This is a genomic window from Nocardiopsis sp. NPDC055551 (genome assembly GCF_053619415.1).
Genome location: NZ_JBSHJJ010000001.1, coordinates 804,873 through 823,487 on the forward strand (window position 1 = coordinate 804,873; position 18,615 = coordinate 823,487).

Below are 18,615 nucleotides of genomic sequence, written 5' to 3' on the forward strand. Positions count from 1 at the left end.
GGGGGGTTCGGTGATGGGTGTGCCGATCGTGTTGGTGCACGGGTTGCGGTTGTCGTCGAGTATGTGGCGGCCGCAGTTGGAGTTGTTGCGTGCGCAAGGGCGCACGGTGGTGGCACCGGATCTGCCCGGGCACGGGTCGCGGCGGGGTGAGGAGTTCTCGCTGGGGCGTGCGGTGGACACCGTTTCGGAGGCCATCGATGAGGTGGGTGGTGGTGCCTTGTTGGTGGGTTTGAGTTTGGGTGGGTTCGTTTCGATCGCCACGGCGGGGGTGCTGGGGCCGGGTCGGGTGGCGGGGTTGGTGGCGGCCAGTTGCACGGCCAAGCCGGCGCAGTCGCTTGCGCAGGTGTATCGGATTCCGGCGGCGTTGATGGATCGGTTGCCCGATAAGGGGGCCACGCTCAATGAGCGTTTTCATCGGTTGACGTTGCGTGATGGTGCGGTCGATGCGGTGTTGGATGGTGGGTTGGCGGTGGAGGCGGCCACGGCGGTGATCGATGAGATCTCTGATATGGACGCGATCGCGGCGTTGCGTGCTTATGAGGGTCCGGTGTGGTTGATCAATGGGGCGCGTGATCATTTCCGGATCCATGAGAAGCAGTTCTTTGATGCTTGTGGTGATGGGCGGTTGGTGAATGTTCCGCGGGCCGGTCACATGGTGAGTTTGGATCAGCCGGTGAATTTCTCGCGGATCGTGGGAGATGCGGCCGATGTGGTCTCGGTCGGGCAGGGGCGTTCGGTGGTGGAGGCGGGCACCGAGGAGCGTGCTCGGGCGCAGGCCGAGCAGGAGCGCGCGGAGCTGGAGTCCGACGGGATGTGAGGTGTGGGGGCGCGGGGGTGCGGGGGTGTGGGCCCGGGTGGGTCCACTCCCCCGTTCTTTTGTGTGTTCAGGTGCGGTGGGCGGGGTCGTCGTTGGAGGTGCGTTGGCGTGGTGGGCTGAACAGGGCCGCGGGCCTTGGGCGCTCGGGTAGGCGGAAGAAGATCATGGGGTTGTGGGTGGACTCGTGTACAGGGGTGTGCAGGTCGAGTTCGTCTTTGAGGTCGCTCAGGGCCCGGTGGTGGTGGGGTGCGCGGGCGGCCGAGGCGGTGAAGTAGTCGGTGGTGTTGTCGGCGAGCCATTTGAGGACGACGGCGCCTTCGGTGAAGGGCAGGGCGTAGCGCTGGTGGAAGACGTCGTGGACGCTGATGGGGATGTGGGCGGGCAGGGTGGGCAGTAGGTGGTGGATGTACCAGCGGGCGAACCAGCCGTTGTGTGCGGCGTCCAGGAACAGGTAGTCGGTGCGGGCGGGCATGTGGGTGATCTTGGCGCGTACGTCGCCTTGGGTGAAGGTCCAGCGGTCTTGGGTCAGGTCTTGGGGTACGTGGCGGGTGGCGTGGTCGACGATGTCGAAGGAGTGCAGGTGCCCGGTGCCGTTGTCGCGTAGGGCGGACAGGATCCAGGTGGTGGACCAGCCGTAGTAGGTGCCGATCTCTACGACGTTGGCGGGGCGGTGGTGGCGTAGGAGCAGGTAGGTGATCTCTGCTTCGAGGTCGTCGAGTTGGGGGGTCATGGTGGGGTCGGCCTGTTGGTGGTGGTGGCGTAGTTGGTCGCGTACGCGGGACAGGTCGTGGTGGTGTGTTCGGTACAGGTGGGTGATGAGGTCGAGGTCGATGGCCGCTGGTGTGGTCATGGTGGTCTCCCCCGGTGATGTGCTGCCCTTTTGAGTGCTGAACGTAGCAGTGTTGTTACTTTCTGTTGGTGGTGGTGTGGGGTGTGTCGTGTTCTCAGGTGGGTCGGGCGGGTTGGATGAGGCCGGAGTCGTAGGCGGCGATGACGGCTTGGGCGCGGTCGCGTACGCCGAGTTCGGTCAGGGTGTTGGACACGTGGGTTTTGATGGTTTGTAGGCCCAGGTACGGGTGTGCGGCGATTTCGGTGTTGGTGAGGCCTTGTGCGATGAGGGTGAGGGTCGAAGCGGCGCGGTGAGGTGGCCCATGGTGGGGATGGTTGCACAGGGGGCGGGTGTGCGCCTCCCTCTTGGGGGAGACGGGATCGTGGTGGTGGGTTCGTTGGTCGTTGGGCGCGGGGTTTGGGGGAAGGGTGGTGATCCTTTCGTCCTATGGTGGGGCGTGTGAGAGGCAGTGAGAGATCGTCGCGAGAGACGACACAGGACGAGGACGGGTCGGGGCTGGCGCATTCGCTTCGCCGCCGGCACATGGCTTTGATCGCGATCGGCGGTTCGGTGGGGGCCGGGCTGTTCATCGGTTCGGGTGCGGTGATCCAGACCGCGGGTCCGGCGGCGATCTTGTCCTATGCGTTGGCCGGGGCTTTGGTGTTCTTGACCTTGCGCGCGTTGGGCGAGATGGTCGTGGCGGTGCCGGCGGGTGGGTCTTTTTCCGACTATGCGCGGTTGGCGTTCGGTCCGCGGGCGGGGTTCACCATCGGGTGGGTGTACTGGTGGATGTACGCGGTGTTGGTGGCCGCGGAGTCGGTGGCCGGTGCCACGATCCTTGGGCAATGGGTGGATGTGCCCGGTTGGGCGTTGGCGCTGGTGGTGTTGTTGGCCATGACGGTGGCCAACCTGATCTCGGTGAAGGTGTTCGCTGAGACCGAGTCGTTGTTCTCGCTGGTCAAGGTCGCCACGATTGTGGCGTTCTTGTTGGTGGGCGGGTTGTACGCGTTGGGGTTGTGGAGTGGCTCGGGTGGGTCGTCGGTGGCCAACCTGTGGCAGATCGGTGGGTTCGCTCCCAATGGGTGGGTCGCGGTTCTGGGTGCCACGGTGGTGGTGTTGTTCGCCTTTGGTGGGGTGGAGATCATCACGGTGGCGGCCGGGGAGAGTGATGAGCCCGAGCGTGGGGTGGCCTCGGCGATCACCAATGTGCTCTGGCGGATCGGTCTGTTCTATGTGGCCTCCATCGTGGTGGTGGTGATGGTGGTGCCGTGGAATTCCACGGAGTTGGACCGTAGTCCGTTCGTGGTGGTCATGGAGACCGTGGGTGTTCCGGGTGCGGCGTTGATCATGGAGGTCGTGGTGCTGATCGCGGTGTTGAGTGTGCTCAACGCGGCGATGTACACCTCTTCGCGGATGTTGTTCACGCTCACTCGTCAGGGGGACGCGCCGCGTGTGTTGCGTGGCACCAATCGGCGTGGGGTTCCGGTGCGGGCGATTCTGTTGGGCACCGTGGTGGGGTATGCGGCGGTGGTGGCCGACTATTTGTTCCCGGGTCGGGTGTTCGGGTTCTTGGTGGCCTCCATCGGGGCGATCCTGTTGGTGTTGTTCTTGGTGATCTGTGCTTCGCAGTTGGTGTTGGGTGCTCGGGTGCGTCGTAACGCTCCTGAGCGGTTGACGTTGCGGATGTGGGGTTTTCCGTATCTGACGTGGGCGACGTTGTTGGGGTTGGGGGCGGTCTTCGTGTCCATGGCGGCGTTGCCCGAGCACCGTCAGGCGTTGTGGGCGTCGGTGGGTGCGGTCGTGGTCGCGGTGTTGGTGTATGAGGTGCGTCGTCGGTTGGGTCCTGAGCCCAGTCGTCGGGTGTTGGGTGTGCCGGGTCGGGCGGGGCCGGAGGAGTTGGACGCGCTCGTGGGTCCGGGTTCGGTGTCTCGTGCGGGGCCCGGTTCGAGCGGGGGTGAGTCCTCTGAGCCGGAGTGATCGCGCTCACGGTGGGTGATTGTTCGGTTGTGGTGGCGTTCTGCCCTTGGGGGTGGGACGCCACCGTTGTTGTGGGGCCAGGGGTGGGGGGTGTCGTCGCTGGTGAGGGGTCTTTGACGGCGGGGTGGGTGGTTTGTCCGGGTGGGGGGCGAGGGTGCCTTGGTCGGTTTTTGTCGCTATCGTGCTGCCAACCCCTGAGAGGAGCACCCCCGTGCGACATTTCGTCGGCTTCCTGTCGGGCCTTATTTTGGGCCCGGTCCTGCTGCTGGTGTGCGGCTGGGCCTTCGCGCATCTGCGGGGCCTGTACGCCGCCGACCTGAGTGTGCTGTCGGGCACCGGACCGGTCGCTCTGGCCGGGTTGGTGGGCGTGGGGCTCCTGCTGGCCCTGGTGGCCGTGCCCCCGCGTTTGACCCCGATGTTGCCCTTCGGTGCGGCCCTGGTGTTGGCCGGGTTGAGCGTGCTCTCCCTGGTGCGCCCGCACCTGGTGGAGCGTTTGCCCGTGGTTCCGGGCAGTGAGGGCGCCTTGGCGCTGCTGCCCTTGGGCGTGTTCGTCCCCTTGGCGCTGGTGTTGTTCGCCCCGTTGTTCGTGGGCGGTCGCTGGGTGCGCTCGGATGAGGACGGTCTCAGCAAGGAGGAGTACTTCGAGGGGCTCTATGAGGACGGTGAGGGTCGCTCCGATCGGCGCAGTGCGCTGCGTTCGGAGCCGGTCGCGGCCGTGCATGAGCCTCGGCACCGCCTGGAGGACGACTGAGAGGAGTCCTGGCCCCCGCCCCACGATTCTTGCGGCCCTCGCATCCGATCTTCTCGGGTGCGGGGGCCGCGGGTCCTCTCAGCGCCAGGTGGGTCCCCACCCCTTGGAGTGGGAGACTCCGGGCGGTAGTGGTGGCAGGTCCGGTCCGGTGGTGGGGCGCTGGGGCTCGGGCGCGGGCCGGGGCGCCTCGGGTTCGGGTTCGGGGTCTGCTTCGACGTCGGTCGGGGCCGGCTCGGGGTCTTGGCCCGCTCGCTCGTCCTGGTCGGCCTGCACGTCCTGGGGCTCGGGCGTGGGCGTGTCGGTGACCTGGGGTGGGGGCACGAAGCCGCGCACCCGACCGGCGGATTCGGTGTCGGGTTCCAGCACGAGTGGTTGGGGCAGGGGTGGTTCACCCTGATCAGGGGTGTGTGAGGGCAGGGTCTCGGCCGGGGCGACGCGCTTCCACCACAGGAGTGCCTCCTCGGGCTCCAGTTCGGAGTCCACTTCCAGCCAGCCGCTCACCTGGGGGTGGCGACGTTCGGCGTTCCAGGAGCGGGGGTAGGGCTGTTCGTCCAAGATGATGACGTGTTCGCCGTCGATCCTGGGGATCTCCGCGGGTAGGCCCTCGTTCCACACCCAGGAGCCGTCGTGGGCCACCAGGTTCCACCAGCCCCACACGGTTTGGGCTTGGGGGTCGGTCTCCGCGGAGCGGTAGGCGGCGGCCCAGCGCGGGTCGGGGGGTGTTCCCGCCAGGCCTTGGGCGTTGGGGCCGATGAGGGCGGCGGCGAGCAGGGTGTGGAGTTGGAAGTTGTCGCCGATGCCGTCGAAGAGGACACGGAAGGCCCGGTGTGAGGCGCGGTCCATGATCAGGGCGGAGGTGGCCTCTGCCATGCGCAGCAGGGTGCGCACCTCGTCGAATTCGTAGAGTTGGTCGCTGAGCTGGTTGGTGATGGCCACCAGTTGGACGTGCAGGATGGGGTCGCGGCGCAGGTGGGAGCGTACCTCGGGGTGGCTGAGCATGGTTTTGCCGGCCAGGCCCAGGCGGCGGCTGGTCCACCAGCACATGGTGGCGGCGGGGGCGTCGTTGCCCAGGTGTGCGGCCACGCGTGCTTCGGCGTCGGCGGTGACGTGGTCGGGGTCGGGTGGGGTGCCGCCGCCGGTGCGGTCCCAGGCGTCCAGGAAGGCGACGGCGCCGTTGCCCATGGTGCGCAGTAGGTGGAGGATTTCGATGCCGGCGGGGCCGGGGTCGGTGTCCATTTCGACCAGGGCGCCGGCGACGACGGCCAGGTCGGCCAGGACTCCGGGGGCGGCGTGTTCGCCGGCGAGCAGGGGGGTGAGGGCTTCCAGGGCCAGTTCCCGTTCGGAGGCGGGGATTTGGGAGGCCAGGAGGTAGACCTTGTGGACGGCCGGTGGGAAGCGGTGGGGGTCTGTGGCGACGGATGCGTCGATCAGTTCTTGGAATGCGGTGCGAAACTCGTCGACCATGGCTACGTCCCCTTTCTCACGCAACCAACCTAATGTTTCATCAGGGAAGGATCGCACGTTAACGGGCTATTTCGGGTGTTATTGGTGGGTTTGTTGGTGATTCGAGATGGGATCCTCACAGCCCCAGTCGGGTGACGGCGTTGTCGTCCAGGGGGTTGGCGGTGCGGATGTAGTCGTGCACCGTGGCCGGGTTGGTCCATCTGCCCTGGCGCATGATCTCGCGGTCGGCGGCCCCGCTCAGGGCGGCCTGGGTGGCGAACCCGGCGCGCAGGGAGTGCCCACCGAAGTCGTCCGGATCCAGTCCGGCGCGCTGGGCGTAGCGTTTGACCAGGTCGCCCACGGCGCGTGGGGACATGGAGCGCTCACCGATACGGCCGTGGCGGTCCACCGAGGGCAGCAGCGGGCGCCCGGTGCCATCGGCCAGGTCCAGTTTTTCGAGGGTGGTGCAGCTGTGGGCGGTGGGCTCGGGTGCGCCTTGTAGCCCTTGCAGGTGGGAGCGAAGGGCGTGGGCGCCGTGGGTGGCGTGCACGCGCACCAGGTGTGACCAGTCGGTCAGCGCGCATACGCAGCAGGTGGTGCGGCGCCGCCCTTGGGGTAGGGCCACCTGTTGGTGTTTGCGGCCCTCTTGGTCGGTCTTGGTGGTGTGCAGGGCCACCACCACGGTGGGGGCGCCGGTGGTGGGGTCGGTGGCCAGGGTGAGGTCGTCGAAGGTGAGCGCGGCCAGTTCGGAGCGGCGCAGTGCTCCGGCGAACCCGGTCAGGAGCAGTAGGGCGTCGCGGCGTCGGGCCACTCCCCCGGGGTGTCCCTCGGCCGGGCGTGCGGCCAGTAGCCCTTCCAGGGTGGACAGGATGACGGGGGCCTTGCGGCGCGGGCGCCTTTTGCGGGTGCGGCGGATGCCGCGCAGGGTCATGCGTACGACTTCGGCGCGGGTGGGTGAGTCCAGGCCGTGGGCGCCGTGGACGGCGGCGATGGCCGCGGCTCGTCGCTCCAGGGTGGAGGGGGCCAGGGCCCAGTCGGTGTCGTCGGGGGTGCGGGCGCGGGCGCACACGGCCAGGTAGACGGCCACGTCGGTGGGGTCGGCGGGCAGGGAGGTGCGGCCCTCGGCCAGGCACCAGGCGCAAAAGGAGGTCCAGTCGGCGCGGTAGGCGCGCAGGGTGGCCGGGGATTGGGCGCCGGCCAGGAAGGTGCCCAGTAGGTGGGCCTGGTCGGCGTCGAAGCGTTCGCGTACGCGTTCCAGGGCGCGGGTGTCCACGAGTACGCCGTGGTCGTGGTGGCGCAGGCGGCTGCGTACGGTGACGGGGAGTGCGCCGTCGGTGTCGATGGTGGGTGCTTGGGTGGTGTCCACGTGTTCCATTGTGGCCGGTGGTGGTTCGGGGTCGTGTCAGGCGTGGCCGGGTGGGAGGGGTTTCAGCCGAACAGGTGGGCGCTCAGGGCGTCCCAGATCTCGGTGGGCGGGGAGACCAGGAACAGCAGGGTCAGGGATAGGGCCAGGGCCACGGCGAAGCACAGGGCGGCCATCTTGCGGCGCGTGAGCAGGGCCAGGGTGGTGCCCAGTGCGGGTATCCCCCAGGCCATGATCAGTAGCCATACCAGGGCGTTGCCCATGGCGCGCACGGCTTGGCGTTGTTGTTCGGCCATCAGTTGGGCGGCCGCTTCGGGGTCGTCCATGCGGGGGTCGCCGGGGGCCGGGTCCGTGCCCAGCCCGGCGAAGAGCAGTCCGGCCAGGGCCAGGGGTGTGCCCAGGGCCCAGGCGATCCACAGGATCACCCACAGGGCGGTGAGGCGCCGGTCGGGTGGGGAGCCCACCACCACGGGGGTGCGTTTGAGGGTGCGTTTTTCGGGTGTGGTGCCCGCGGGGACGCGTCCTTGTTCGGCCTCCCCCGTCGGGGTGGTGGCCGGTTGTTCCTGGGGTTTGCGGCGTTTGCGCTTCTTGGGTGACACGGGCCGGAGCCTACCCGGCCATGCCCAGCAGGTGAACGACCACCACGAACACCACCGGCCAGGCCAGTAGGGCCAGGGACCACAGGGCGGCGCGGCGGTCGCCGGCGACGGTGGCCACGGCGGCGGCCAGGAAGGGCAGGCCGACGGCGGCGCCGAAGGCCAGGGTGAACCATTCGGCGGCCGATCCGGCGTGGGCTTGGGCGTCCAGCCCCATCAGGTATCCCAGGGGGCCAAGGGTCAGGGCGAGCAGGGCCAGGATGGCGATGACGACGCGGATCCCGGTGGGGTGGCGGGTGTTGCGGCCGCCCTCGGGGGCGGAGGGTCGTTCAGACACGGGGGCCGTTCGGCCTTTCGACAAATGCGGGTGGTGGTCCGGGTCAGGGGCGCGCGGCGTCGCGGCCCGCGGGCATACCGGGTACCCGTCACGGGGGTGAGCCGGGGTCGTGGTGTGCCATCTAAAACGTACTCCACCAGGGATGTGTCCGAAACCTGGGAGGGGCGTGTGCCTCACTGGGCCGGCCAGGGTCGGGCGGTGGTGACCAGGCCGGTGAAGGAGGCCAAAAGGCGTAGTTCGTCCACGGTGCGGGGGGTGGTGGTGAGCAGGTCGGGTGAGTGGATGACCAGGGCGAGGAGTTGGGCGCGGGAGAGGGCCACGTTGAGTCGGTTGCGGTCCAGGACGAAGGAGGGGCCGCGGCTGGTCTGGGCGGCGTTGGAGGTGGTCATGGAGCAGATGACGGCTGCTGCCTCTTGGCCTTGGAACTTGTCGACGGTGCCCACGCGTACCCCTTCCAGGGCGGGGTGGTCTTGGCCTGCTCGGGCCAGGGCGCGGCGTAGGGCGCGTACCTGCAGGTTGTAGGGGGCCACGACCAGGATGTCGGTGCCGGTCAGGGGGCGTGGTCCTTGTTCGGGGTCGGTGGTGAGGTGTTCGTGGGTCAGGCGCAGGGCGGCTTGGAGGACCGCGTCGATCTCTTCGGGGCTGTGGGTGGTGCGGCCGGTGTGGGTGATGGGTTGTGAGTACACCCCGGGGTGCAGGGTGCCCAGGGTGCGGGTCGTGGTGGTGGGGTGGGCTTGGAGGCGTCCTTGGTAGGACAGGGCGGAGACGGGGGCGCACACGGCCGGGTGCATGCGCCTGGTCTGGTCCAGGAAGTAGCCCAGGGCGGGGTCGATGATGGCCTGGTCGGCCATCAGGTGTTGCAGGGCCGAGGCGTCGGCGCCGTCGGTGTGCACGCCTTGGACGACCTGGGGTAGTTGTTGTGGGTCGCCCAGTAGGACGAGGTTGTGGGCGGAGGCGGACACGGCCAAGGTGTCGGCCAGGGCGAATTGTCCGGCCTCGTCGATGATGAGTACGTCCAGGGGGTCGGCGATGGTGTCGGCGCCGGACATGCCCCAGGCGGTGCCGCCGATGAGGACGGGTTCGCCCTTGGTGGTGTGTTTGGTGCGCCAGTTGGCCAGGACCTGTTGGCTGGAGGGTTGGTACCAGGGGGCGTCGGGGTCCTTCTTGCCGCCGCGGGGGCGTTTGGCGGCGGCCAGGGTCAGGCCTTGGTCCCGGGCGGCGCGCAGGGCGGCGGACATGACGTTCTCCACGGCTTTGTGGCCGGTGGAGCACACGCCCACGCTGCGTCCTTGTTTGATCAGGTGGGTGATGAGTTGGGCGGCCAGGTAGGTTTTGCCGGCTCCGGGTGGGCCTTGGACGGCCAGGTAGGAGTGGTCCAGGCGGTCCACGGCGCTGATGGCGGCGTCGATGAGGTCGCCGCCGCCGGTGGGTTGTGGCAGGGGGCCCGGGGGGTTCAGGCGTGGGGGGATGCGGCGTAGGGCGTCCAGGCCGGGGTGGGCGGGCCAGGTGGGCAGTTCTTGGGCGGCGGTGTGGGCGACCCCTTCCAGGGCGCCGTCCTTGGGTTTGGGGTCGATGGGCGATCCGGGCAGGGCGGCCACGGGGGCGGCGGAGATGGTGTCCTCGGGTGGGGCGCTCTCCAACAGTTCGAGGGAGTCGGGTTCGGCGGCCAGGACCTTGGCGGGGTGGGTGGTGGCGGCCTGTCCGGGGGCTCCGGGGTGCAGTAGGTGGACGCTGTCGCCGACACCGAAGGGGTTGGGGTGGGCGCGGTCCAGGCGCATGGTCACTTCGCGGCGTGCGGTTTTTTGGCGGCCGGTGGGCTCTTGCCATCCGCCCACGTGGACCTGCCAGGGCACGGCGCAGTTGGTGTCGGTCTCCAGTTCCGGCAGGGGTGCGCTTTGGCGTTGGAAGTGTTCGCGCCAGGGCGGGGAGTTCTCGCGCCGGTAGTAGCCGACCAGGGCGGCCAGGGCGGCGCGGGGGTGGTCGTCCTCGGTGCGCTGGTCGGGGTCTTGGGACACCCCCTCCAGGAGGGGGCCGGTCAGGGCGGCGTGGCGGGCGGCCTTCTCGGCCCTTTTGCGGGCGCGTTCGGCTTCTTCCTCGGTGAGTTCGCTCTGGATCAGGGGGCGGGTGGTGATGCCCTGGTGGGTGCGGTGTTCTTCGAGCCAGTCGCGTAGGCGTGCGGTGGAGTGGCAGTCGTCGCGGTTGTAGGCGGCGATGTCGTCCAGGACCCGTTGTGCGGTGGCGGGGTCGTGTTCTTGGCGGGCGGCGAGGTAGGCGGCGTAGGCGTCGATGCTGGAGGCGGCGGTTTTGACGTCGCCGGAGCGGGTGGTGTCCAGGTAGAGGGGTTCGAGGTACTTGATGGAGTAGGAGCGTTGGGATACGCGCAGGCTCTTGCGGACCACGGTGTACAGGTCGATGAGGCGGTGTTCGCGCAGGAGCCGGTCGACTTCCTCCTCGTGGGTGTTGTACTCGGAGCTGAGGTGTTTGAGGCGGTCCACCTCGTAGGAGGCGTAGTGGTAGATGTGGGCGCCCTGGTCGGCGTCGATACGGGCCAGGGCGAAGTCGACGAAGTCCTGTAGGGCCTTTTTCTCCTGGGCGCGGTCGTGGGCCCAAAAGGCGTGGAAGGTCTCGTTGCCCTGGGGGTCTTCGGTGGTGGCGCCGAAGAGGTATTCCAGGCCTCGTCCGCCCTGGGTGGAGTGGTAGGGGTAGCCCTCCATGTCGAAGAAGAGGTCGCCGGGGGCCGGTGCGGGCAGGGTGGCCAGTCCCTCGGGTGAGAAGACCTCGGCGGTGACGGTGCCCTGGGGGTCGGTGGGTGTGCGGGTGGTGTCCTGGCGTACTTGGAGTAGGGCTTGGGCGCGTAGTTGGTCGAAGGAGCGGCGGGGCAGGGTGGTGGGCCGGTCGTCTTCGGTGGCGGCGGCCAGGGCGTCGATGGTGTTCAGGCCGGCGTCGGTGAGTTTGGTGGCCTGGTCGGTGCGCAGGCCCGCGACCAGGGACAGGTGGCGGGCCACCACGCGTCCTTGGGAGCACCAGGTGTTGTAGCCGCAGCCCTCGCAGGTGGGGCGGGGTTGTCCCCAGGTGGGGGTGGGCAGGGCGGGTTCGGTGGCCAGGTGGTCGAGTAGGCGGGTGGTGATGGTGGTCAGGATGGGGGTGAAGTCGGCGGTGGGCAGGGTGTGGGTGTGTCCGTCGCCGGTGAGCAGGTGCATGTGGTGGGGGGCGGGGCCGTGCAGGTGGGGTACGGCCTGGGCGTAGGCGGCCAGTTGGACGATGGCGGCGGGGCCGGGGCGGCGGGCGAGTTTGGTGTCCCAGGGTTCGTAGGTGCTTTGACCGGTGTGGTCGGGGCGGGGTCGGCCGGTGGTGGTGTCCAGGTCGGAGCGGATGAGGAAGTCGGCGCGTCCGTGGAAGGCGACGCGATCGGTGAGGCGGTGGTGGAAGACGCCCTGGTAGATGACGGGGACGCCGGCGGCCATGGCCTGGGCGGTCTGGTGGGCGGCGCGGGCCAGGTCGTGGTCGTCGGGTTCGGGGTCGGCGATGGTGGTGACCTGGCCGAAGACTTGGCGTAGGCGGTCGAGTTCGGCCTTTTCGTGGGCGTGGCCGTGTTGGGCGATGAGGGCGTCGACGGGTTCGGGTCGGGGTGCGCCGGGCACGTGGGCGGCCAGGGCGCTCTTGAGCGTGGTGCGGTGGTCGCATTCGAGGGTGTCGACCAGGTCGGTGGGTGAGATGACCCATCCGGAGGTGGTGCGGAACAAGGCCCTGCGCTCCCCTTGTGTGTTTCGGTGTTCGTGGTGGTGCGGGATTGTGTCACGTGGGGGTGACGTGTGGGGTTCGCCCGCTGGTGGGGTGGGGTCCCTGGGCGGGAATTGTACGCCGCCGGGGGTGGGTGGGGTGGGTGGTGACATGGATGGGGGCGCCCGGGATGTGGTCCCGGGCGCCCCTTTGGTGTGTGTGGGTGGTGGGTGTTTTAGCCGACGACCTGCCAGGAGACGGTGCCCACTCCGGAGCCGGTGCCGATGATCTCGTCGAAGGCGGCCGTGGACAGGTCCAGGCAGCGTCCGTCGATGTAGGGTCCGCGGTCGTTGATGCGCACGGTCACCGATTTGCCGTTGCCGGGGTTGGTGACCTGGACCATGGTGTCGAAGGGCAGGGTCTTGTGTGCGGCCGTCATGGCGTTGGTGTCGAAGGTTTCGCCGTTGGCGGTGGTGGCGCCGTGGAAGCCGTCGCCGTAGAAGGAGGCCTGGCAGGTGCCGCCCTCGCCGGAGCCTTCGGAGGGTGATTCGGTGGTGGTGTCCTGCTCTTCCTCCTCTTCGGGCTCGGGTTCTTCGGCGATGGTGGTGCCGGCGGCCGACTGGGATTGGGTGGCCCCCTGGCGGGCGTTTTCGGCGCGCTCGCGTAGTTCGGGGGTGACCTCTTCGTCGTCGGTGGAGGCCTGTAGTGGGTCGGGTTGGGCCTGGGGGACGCCCACGGCGGTGGTGGCCTCTTCGGGGCCGGCGCCGGAGGAGATGACGGCGGCCGCGGCGCCGCCGCCCACGACCAGGGTCAGGCCGGCGGCCGAGGCCACGATCAGGGCGCGCTTTTTGCGTGAGCGTGCGGCTGCTCGACGTGGGCCCAGTGGCGCGGGGGCCGCTGGGGTGTAGGCGTCGGCGTAGGTGGCCGTGCCGTCGTCGAGGTGGTCGTCCACCGGTGGGTTCTGGGGCTGGTGTTTGCCCACGACGCAGTCCTTCGAACGGGAACAGTTCAGGGCGGGCCCTCTCCTGGTGCTTGCGGGGCACGGTCAGGGTCAGGTGCGTGGTGCGCCTGCCCGCGTGGGCCCCCCGGGGGGTGGGGGCGGCACGGGTGGAGTGGGGCCGCCGGTGTCAATGGCGTTGCACGGGGTCTGAGCGCAGAGCTTAGGAGTAACGCGAGGGTAACGGTACCGGAAAGGGGAGGTTTGTGGAACTTCTCACCGATGTGGGCAGAGGGTCTGGTGGGGGTTTTCAGGGGTGGGTGGTGTGGGGGCGCAGGTCGGGGCGTCGTGGGGGTGGGTGTCCGTTGAAGAGGGTGTGGGCGGGATCGGGTAGGTCGATGCCGCTGAGGTGGGCCACGGCCTGGGACATGGTGGGGTTGTCCAGGTGTCCGCCCACGGCGGTGATGAGGGTGGTCATGGTGGGCAGGGGTGGTGCGTCCAGGGTGGTGATGGCGTAGCGGGCGGCCACCGCGGGGGTGCGGGAGGCTCCGGCCCAGCAGTGCACCAGGACGCTTTTTCCTTCGGCGCGCAGGGTGGCCACGGCCGCGGCGGCCTGGTCCAGGGTGTAGTGCAGGTTGGGGTTGGCGCCTGGGGAATCGTGCAGCCATACGCGTACCCAGTCGGGGCCGGGCAGGTGGGGTGCGTCGTGGGGGTGGGTGCGGCACAGGGAGACCACGGCGTCGGTGGCGGTGGGGTGGCGGCGTAGGTGGGCCAGGTTGCCCAGTAGTACGTGGGGGTCCAGGGGGTGGGGGACGGCGAAGGGGGTGAAGCGTTGACGGTCCTCTTGGTTCAGGGGGGCTTGTGGCCATTGGGCGGGGTCGGAGTGGGTGGTGATCGCTTGGAGGGCGGTGGTGATGGGGGTGTGGGGGTCGGTGTGTTCGCTGAGGTGGCGCATCGCTTGCAGGGGTAGGGCCGAGGCGCCCCAGCGGGCTCCGGCCAGGGCGCCGGTGTACAGGGCGGCGGTGTGGCCGCCGGTGCGGTGGGCGGCGGTGATGGCGTCGACCAGATGGGTGCAGGCGAAGGTTCCGCGGGAGGGGGCGTTCGCCGGTAGTGGGGTGTGGGTCAGGGCCCGCCAGGAGGCGCCGTAAGGGTTGTGGTCGGGGGTGTGTTCCAGGGCGCCGGGGTGGTCGGGGGTGTGCCCGGTACGGACCAGGGTGCGCAGGGTGTGGGCCCAGGCGCGGGCGGTGGGGTCTTGGGGAGGGTCGGTGGGGGCGGCGGTGGTGAGTGCGCCTTGCAGGGCGGTGTGGATCAGGTGGTTCAGGGTCGGGTCGGTGGTGGCCTTGGTGGGTGGGGTGCTCACCATGGCGGCCGCGGCCAGGGGGCCCAGCAGGGCGCCGGCCGCACGGTCGGGTTCGGGGTGTCGGTGGTCGCGTCGGGGGTCGGGTGGTGAGGGCACGGCCGTCCTCGTTTCGGAGGTGGGGTGGGCCGGTCCGGGTGGGCCGGCCCCTTGGGGTGTGTGCCCTGGGGTGGGATCGCTCGATCGGGGCTTGCCGGTTGTGGCCACTCCTTGTGCGGGACTCTCTCGGGTGCGCTCGGGCGGGGTGGGAAGGGCTTGGGGGTGGCGGTCCACGGCGGGGTGGACGATGGCCGGGGCCGGGCACGGGGGTGTGCGGGCCACGTTCGAGCGCGCGGCCGGGAGGTGGCCATGGAACAGGCCGGTGGCCCCGGGCGGCTTGGTCAAGGTGGGCGTGCGCCACCAAAGGTTCGGCGACCAAGGTCGGGCGGACGCAAAGGAGCTCGCGTGCGCCCAGGGTCGGGAGGAGGGCGGGTTTCAGCATGGGTGGGTTTCCAGGGCCAGGCGGTAGCCGCGTTTGACGACCGTTTGGATGATCTTGGGGTCGCCCAGGGCGGTGCGCAGGCGGGCCACGGCCGTTTCGACGGCGTGGGTGTCGGCGTCCTGGCCCAGGCAGGTGAGTAGGTGGGTGCGGCTTTGGACCTGTCCGGGGTGGTGGGCCAGGGCGCGCATGAGACGCATCAGGGTGGGCGAGAGGGTGTGGACGGTGCCGTCGACCAGGACGGCGTGGCCGCGCAGGCGCAGTCGGTGGCCGGCGATGGTCAGGGTGGGGAATCGGGCGGGTAGTGCCTGGGCCAGGGTGCGGACCTGGGCGCCGATGCGGGCGCGTTCGGGCCACAGGGTGGGGATGTCGTAAGCCATGAGGGGGCGTGCGGTGACCGGTCCCACGCACATCGCCATGACGTGGTGGCGTAGGGCGCCCACCAGGGCGGGGCCGGTGTGGGTGGTGTGGGCGTGGGTGAGCAGGCCGGCTGCGGCGGGGGCGCTGGTGAAGGTGACCGCGTCCACTCCCCCGGTGGTGATGGCCTCGATGAGGCGGTCCAGGGGTGCGGTGTGTTCGGGTGGGGTCCACCGGTAGACGGGGACCTCGATGACCTCGGCGCCGGCCAGGCGTAGGGCGGCGGTGAAGTCCGGGAGGGGTTGGCCGTGTAGTTGGACGGCCACGCGCAGGCCTTGGACACCGAGGTTCAGCAGGTGGTCCAGGACCTCGGCGGAGGATTCCGAGGGTGGTGACCATTCCTCGGTGAGGCCGGCCGCGCGGATGGCGCCCTTGGCTTTGGGGCCGCGTGCCAGTAGGCGTGAGGAGCGCATGGCCTGGAGCAGGGGTTGGGCGGTGCCCCAGGTCTCGCAGGCCTCGACCCATCCGCGAAAGCCGATGCCGGTGGTGGCCACGACGATGTCGGCGGGGGTGCGGGTGAGTTGTTCGGAGACCGTGGCCAGGCGTTGGTCGTCGCTCAAGGGGACGATGCGCAGGGTGGGTGCGGCGATGACCTGGGCGCCCTTGCGGTGGAGTAGGGCGGTGAGTTCCTCGGTGCGGCGTGCGGCGGTCACGGCGACGGTGAACCCGGCCAGGGGTGCGGTGGTGCTCACGGTGTTCCTTGGGGTGTGGTGCCGATTTGGAGCATGCCGTGGTGTTGGCGTACGGGCCAGGTGGACAGGCGGATGTTGTCGTTGTCGAGGCCCTGGCCGGTGCGCAGGCTGAAGACGTGTTTGAGCATGGGTGAGGCGATGGTGGGTTCGCCTGAGCGGTCGCCGACGATTCCGCGGGAGATGACGGCGGCGCCGGTGTGGGGGTCGAGGTTGTCCACGGCGTACAGGTGGCCGTCGTGGGTGCGGAACAGGGCGATTTGGTGGTGGTCGGGTAGCAGGACGGCCAGGCCGATCTCGGTTTCGAGGTGGTGGGTGGGGCAGGCGTCGATCCAGGTCGGTGGTGGGGCCAGGGTGGTCATGGGGTGGTCTCCTTGGTGGGTGGGAGGGTGGGCATGCCCAGGGGGGTGGGTGTGGGGACGGGTTGGTCGCGGGTGGTGGTGAAGGCGATGGTGGGGTCGGGGGTGTGCGGGGCGTTGGTGAAGGAGACGAAGCGGGCGAGTTTGTCGGGGTCGGAGAGCACGGCGGCCCATTCGTCGGTGTAGGAGGCCACGTGGTCGGCCATGGCCGCTTCCAGGTCGGCGGCGATGCCCAGGTGGTCGTCGACGATGACGGCGCGCAGGTGGTCCAGGCCGCCGTCCATGGCCTGGATCCAGGTGGCGGTGCGTTGGAGACGGTCGGCGGTGCGGACGTAGAACATCAGGAACCGGTCGATGTGGCGGATGAGGGTGTGGGTGTCCAGGTCGGTGGCGAGCAGTTCGGCGTGGTGGGGGGTGAAGCCGCCGTTGCCGCCCACGTACAGGTTCCAGCCGGTGTCGGTGGCGATGACCCCGAAGTCCTTGCTGCGGGCTTCGGCGCATTCGCGGGCGCATCCGGACACGGCGGCCTTGAGTTTGTGGGGTGAGCGCAGGCCCCGGTAGCGCTCCTCCAGGCGGATGGCCAGGCCCACCGAGTCTTGGACGCCGTAGCGGCACCAGGTGGTGCCCACGCATGATTTGACGGTGCGCAGGGACTTTCCGTAGGCGTGTCCGGACTCGAAACCGGCCTGGACCAGGCGTGTCCAGATGGCGGGGAGTTGTTCCAGGCGGGCGCCGAACATGTCGATGCGTTGGCCGCCGGTGATCTTGGTGTAGAGGTCGAAGTCGCGGGCGACCTCGCCGATGACGATGAGTTTGTCGGGGGTGATCTCACCGCCGGGGATGCGTGGCACCACCGAGTAGCTGCCGTTGCGTTGCAGGTTGGCCAGGTAGCGGTCGTTGGTGTCCTGCAGGGTGGCCTGTTCGCCGTTGAGGATGTGGCCGTGGCCTTGGGAGGCCAGGATGGAGGCGATGGCGGGCTTGCACACGTCGCAGCCGCGGCCGGTGCCGTGGGTGGCGATGAGCTCGGAGAAGGTGGTGATGGTGGTGGAGCGGACGATCTCCCACAGTTCGGTGCGCGAGTGGGTGAAGTGTTCGCACAGGGCGCTGGATTGGGTGATGCCCGAGCGGGCCAGGATCTGCTTGAGCATGGGCACGCACGAGCCGCAGCTGGTGCCGGCGCGGGTGCGGGACTTCAGCGCGGGCACGTCTTGGGCGCCGTCGTCGATGGCCTGGCACACCTGGGCTTTGGTGACGGCGTTGCAGGAGCAGATCTGGGCGTGGTCGGGCAGTTGGTGGGTGCCCGGGCCGGTCTCGCCCGAGGGGCTGATCAGGGCCAGTGGGTCGCCGGGCAGGGGTTGTCCGACCAGGGGGCGCAGGGTGGCGTAGGCGGAGGCGTCGCCGACCAGGATGCCGCCGAGCAGGGTGGTGGCGTCGTCGGACAGGACGAGTTTGGCGTAGCGGCCTTTGGCGGCGTCGTTGACGACCACGTCCAGGGCTTGGGGTGCGCCGGCGTGGGCGTCGCCGAAGCTGGCCACGTCCACGCCCAGGAGTTTGAGTTTGGTGGAGGTGTCGGCGCCGGTGAAGGTGGCGTCGCCGCCCAGGAGGCGGTCGGTGAGGACTTCGGCCATGGCGTTGCCGGGGGCGATGAGGCCGTAGATGGTGCCGTTGTGGTGGGCGACCTCGCCGATGGCGTGGATGGTGGGGTCGCTGGTGGTGCAGGTGTGGTCGATGTCCACGCCTCCGCGTGGGCCCAGGCGCAGGTCGGCGGCTCGGGCGAGTTCGTCGCGGGGGCGGATGCCGACGGAGAACACGACCAGGTCGGTGTCCAGGTGGGTGCCGTCGTCCAGGAGGAGGCGTTGTGCGCGGCCGTTGGGTCCGGGTTCGATGGCGGTGGTGGCGGTGTTGGTGTGTACGTGCACGCCCAGGTCGGTGATCAGGCGTTGGAGGAGGGCTCCGGCTCCCTGGTCGATTTGGGTGGGCATCAGGTGGGGTGCCAGTTCGATCACGTGGGCCTCAAGGCCCAGTAGGCGAAGGGCGTTGGCGGCTTCGAGGCCCAGGAGGCCGCCGCCGATGACCACGCCGGTGTGGGCGCCTTGGGCGTCGGTGGTGAGGTCGTCCAGGTCCTGGATGGTGCGGTAGAGGTGGCAGCCGGGTAGGTCGTGGCCGGGGATGGGTGGCACGAAGGGGCTGGAGCCGGTGGCCAGGACGAGGCGGTCGTAGGGCAGGGTGCGGCCGGTGTGGGTGGTGATGGTGCGTTGGGTGCGGTCGATGGCGGTGGCGCGTTCGTCGACGTGTACGTGGACGTGGGGGCCGCTCACTCGGCCCAGGGACAGGTCTTGGGTGGTGGCGCCTTCGAGGTAGGTGGACAGGGCCACACGGTCGTAGGCGGTGTGGGGTTCCTCGCCCACGACGGTGATGCGCCATCGGTGGTCGTGGTCGCGGTCGTTGAGGGCTTCGATGAGTCGGTGGCCGACCATGCCGTTGCCGATGACGACGAGTTCTTCCACGGGTGGTCTCCTGCGTGGTCGGGGTGGGAGGTGTTTTT

The 18,615-nt window shown here is 69.5% G+C and carries 14 protein-coding genes and 1 pseudogene; 3 read left to right on the forward strand and 12 right to left on the reverse strand.

Annotated elements, in window-relative coordinates:
* The first annotated feature begins 13 nt into the window (after positions 1-13).
* Positions 14-817 (forward strand): alpha/beta fold hydrolase, encoded by an 804-nt coding sequence (locus tag ACWGSK_RS03325; RefSeq protein WP_358504852.1) that lies wholly within the window; start codon positions 14-16, stop codon positions 815-817.
* Between the two features lie 67 nt (positions 818-884).
* On the opposite strand, the gene ACWGSK_RS03330 is transcribed toward ACWGSK_RS03325, so the two are convergent.
* On the reverse strand, positions 885-1,667 hold the full coding sequence (locus ACWGSK_RS03330) for a class I SAM-dependent methyltransferase (protein ID WP_452455138.1): 783 nt from the start codon (positions 1,665-1,667) through the stop codon (positions 885-887).
* Between the two features lie 94 nt (positions 1,668-1,761).
* Positions 1,762-1,956 (reverse strand): annotated as a pseudogene (locus ACWGSK_RS03335) (LuxR C-terminal-related transcriptional regulator); the annotation flags it as partial.
* A 233-nt stretch (positions 1,957-2,189) separates the two neighbouring features.
* Between ACWGSK_RS03335 and ACWGSK_RS03340 the strand changes: the two are divergent.
* Positions 2,190-3,623 carry an amino acid permease gene (locus ACWGSK_RS03340; protein WP_452455139.1) on the forward strand — a complete coding sequence of 478 codons (1,434 nt, stop codon included), beginning with the start codon at positions 2,190-2,192 and terminating at the stop codon, positions 3,621-3,623.
* Positions 3,624-3,834: 211 nt separating this feature from the next.
* Positions 3,835-4,374 (forward strand): hypothetical protein, encoded by a 540-nt coding sequence (locus ACWGSK_RS03345; protein WP_358504861.1) that lies wholly within the window; start codon positions 3,835-3,837, stop codon positions 4,372-4,374.
* A 78-nt stretch (positions 4,375-4,452) separates the two neighbouring features.
* On the opposite strand, the gene ACWGSK_RS03350 is transcribed toward ACWGSK_RS03345, so the two are convergent.
* The 10 genes from ACWGSK_RS03350 to nirB form a co-directional block, all read right to left on the reverse strand.
* Entirely contained in the window at positions 4,453-5,838 is a 1,386-nt protein-coding gene (locus tag ACWGSK_RS03350; protein WP_358504864.1) for a hypothetical protein, read from the reverse strand.
* Positions 5,839-5,953: 115 nt separating this feature from the next.
* Positions 5,954-7,192: a site-specific integrase gene (locus ACWGSK_RS03355; protein WP_358504866.1), complete on the reverse strand. Its 1,239-nt coding sequence runs from the start codon at positions 7,190-7,192 to the stop codon at positions 5,954-5,956.
* 53 nt (positions 7,193-7,245) lie between these two features.
* Positions 7,246-7,779 carry a hypothetical protein gene (locus ACWGSK_RS03360; protein WP_452455140.1) on the reverse strand — a complete coding sequence of 178 codons (534 nt, stop codon included), beginning with the start codon at positions 7,777-7,779 and terminating at the stop codon, positions 7,246-7,248.
* Positions 7,780-7,789: 10 nt separating this feature from the next.
* A complete protein-coding gene (locus ACWGSK_RS03365; RefSeq protein WP_358504870.1) occupies positions 7,790-8,113 on the reverse strand; it encodes a hypothetical protein in 324 nt (107 codons plus the stop codon).
* A 173-nt stretch (positions 8,114-8,286) separates the two neighbouring features.
* Complete coding sequence (locus ACWGSK_RS03370; protein WP_452455141.1) at positions 8,287-11,856, reverse strand: TM0106 family RecB-like putative nuclease; 3,570 nt, start codon at positions 11,854-11,856, stop codon at positions 8,287-8,289.
* Positions 11,857-12,068: 212 nt separating this feature from the next.
* On the reverse strand, positions 12,069-12,815 hold the full coding sequence (locus ACWGSK_RS03375; protein ID WP_358504876.1) for a septal ring lytic transglycosylase RlpA family protein: 747 nt from the start codon (positions 12,813-12,815) through the stop codon (positions 12,069-12,071).
* A gap of 265 nt (positions 12,816-13,080) precedes the next feature.
* Positions 13,081-14,226 carry a dual specificity protein phosphatase family protein gene (locus ACWGSK_RS03380; RefSeq protein ID WP_452455142.1) on the reverse strand — a complete coding sequence of 382 codons (1,146 nt, stop codon included), beginning with the start codon at positions 14,224-14,226 and terminating at the stop codon, positions 13,081-13,083.
* 375 nt (positions 14,227-14,601) lie between these two features.
* A complete protein-coding gene (locus ACWGSK_RS03385; RefSeq protein ID WP_358504882.1) occupies positions 14,602-15,714 on the reverse strand; it encodes a uroporphyrinogen-III synthase in 1,113 nt (370 codons plus the stop codon).
* Positions 15,711-16,073, reverse strand: coding sequence for a nitrite reductase small subunit NirD (gene nirD, locus ACWGSK_RS03390; protein WP_358504885.1), 363 nt, complete (start codon positions 16,071-16,073; stop codon positions 15,711-15,713). Before nirD ends, ACWGSK_RS03385 begins: the two co-directional genes overlap by 4 nt.
* Positions 16,070-18,577, reverse strand: a complete 2,508-nt coding sequence (gene nirB, locus ACWGSK_RS03395; RefSeq protein ID WP_358504888.1) for a nitrite reductase large subunit NirB — start codon at positions 18,575-18,577, stop codon at positions 16,070-16,072. The genes nirD and nirB overlap by 4 nt, the downstream gene beginning before the upstream one ends.
* Between the last annotated feature and the right edge of the window lie 38 nt (positions 18,578-18,615).

Excerpts from the sequence above, each read along its gene's own strand:
- ACWGSK_RS03350 (WP_358504864.1), bottom strand. The coding sequence starts at position 5,838 with ATGGTCGACGAGTTTCGCACCGCATTCCAAGAACTGATCGACGCATCC.
- ACWGSK_RS03325 (WP_358504852.1), top strand. The coding sequence starts at position 14 with ATGGGTGTGCCGATCGTGTTGGTGCACGGGTTGCGGTTGTCGTCGAGT.
- ACWGSK_RS03330 (WP_452455138.1), bottom strand. The coding sequence starts at position 1,667 with ATGACCACACCAGCGGCCATCGACCTCGACCTCATCACCCACCTGTAC.
- nirD (WP_358504885.1), bottom strand. The coding sequence starts at position 16,073 with ATGACCACCCTGGCCCCACCACCGACCTGGATCGACGCCTGCCCCACC.
- ACWGSK_RS03355 (WP_358504866.1), bottom strand. The coding sequence starts at position 7,192 with ATGGAACACGTGGACACCACCCAAGCACCCACCATCGACACCGACGGC.
- ACWGSK_RS03340 (WP_452455139.1), top strand. The coding sequence starts at position 2,190 with ATGGCTTTGATCGCGATCGGCGGTTCGGTGGGGGCCGGGCTGTTCATC.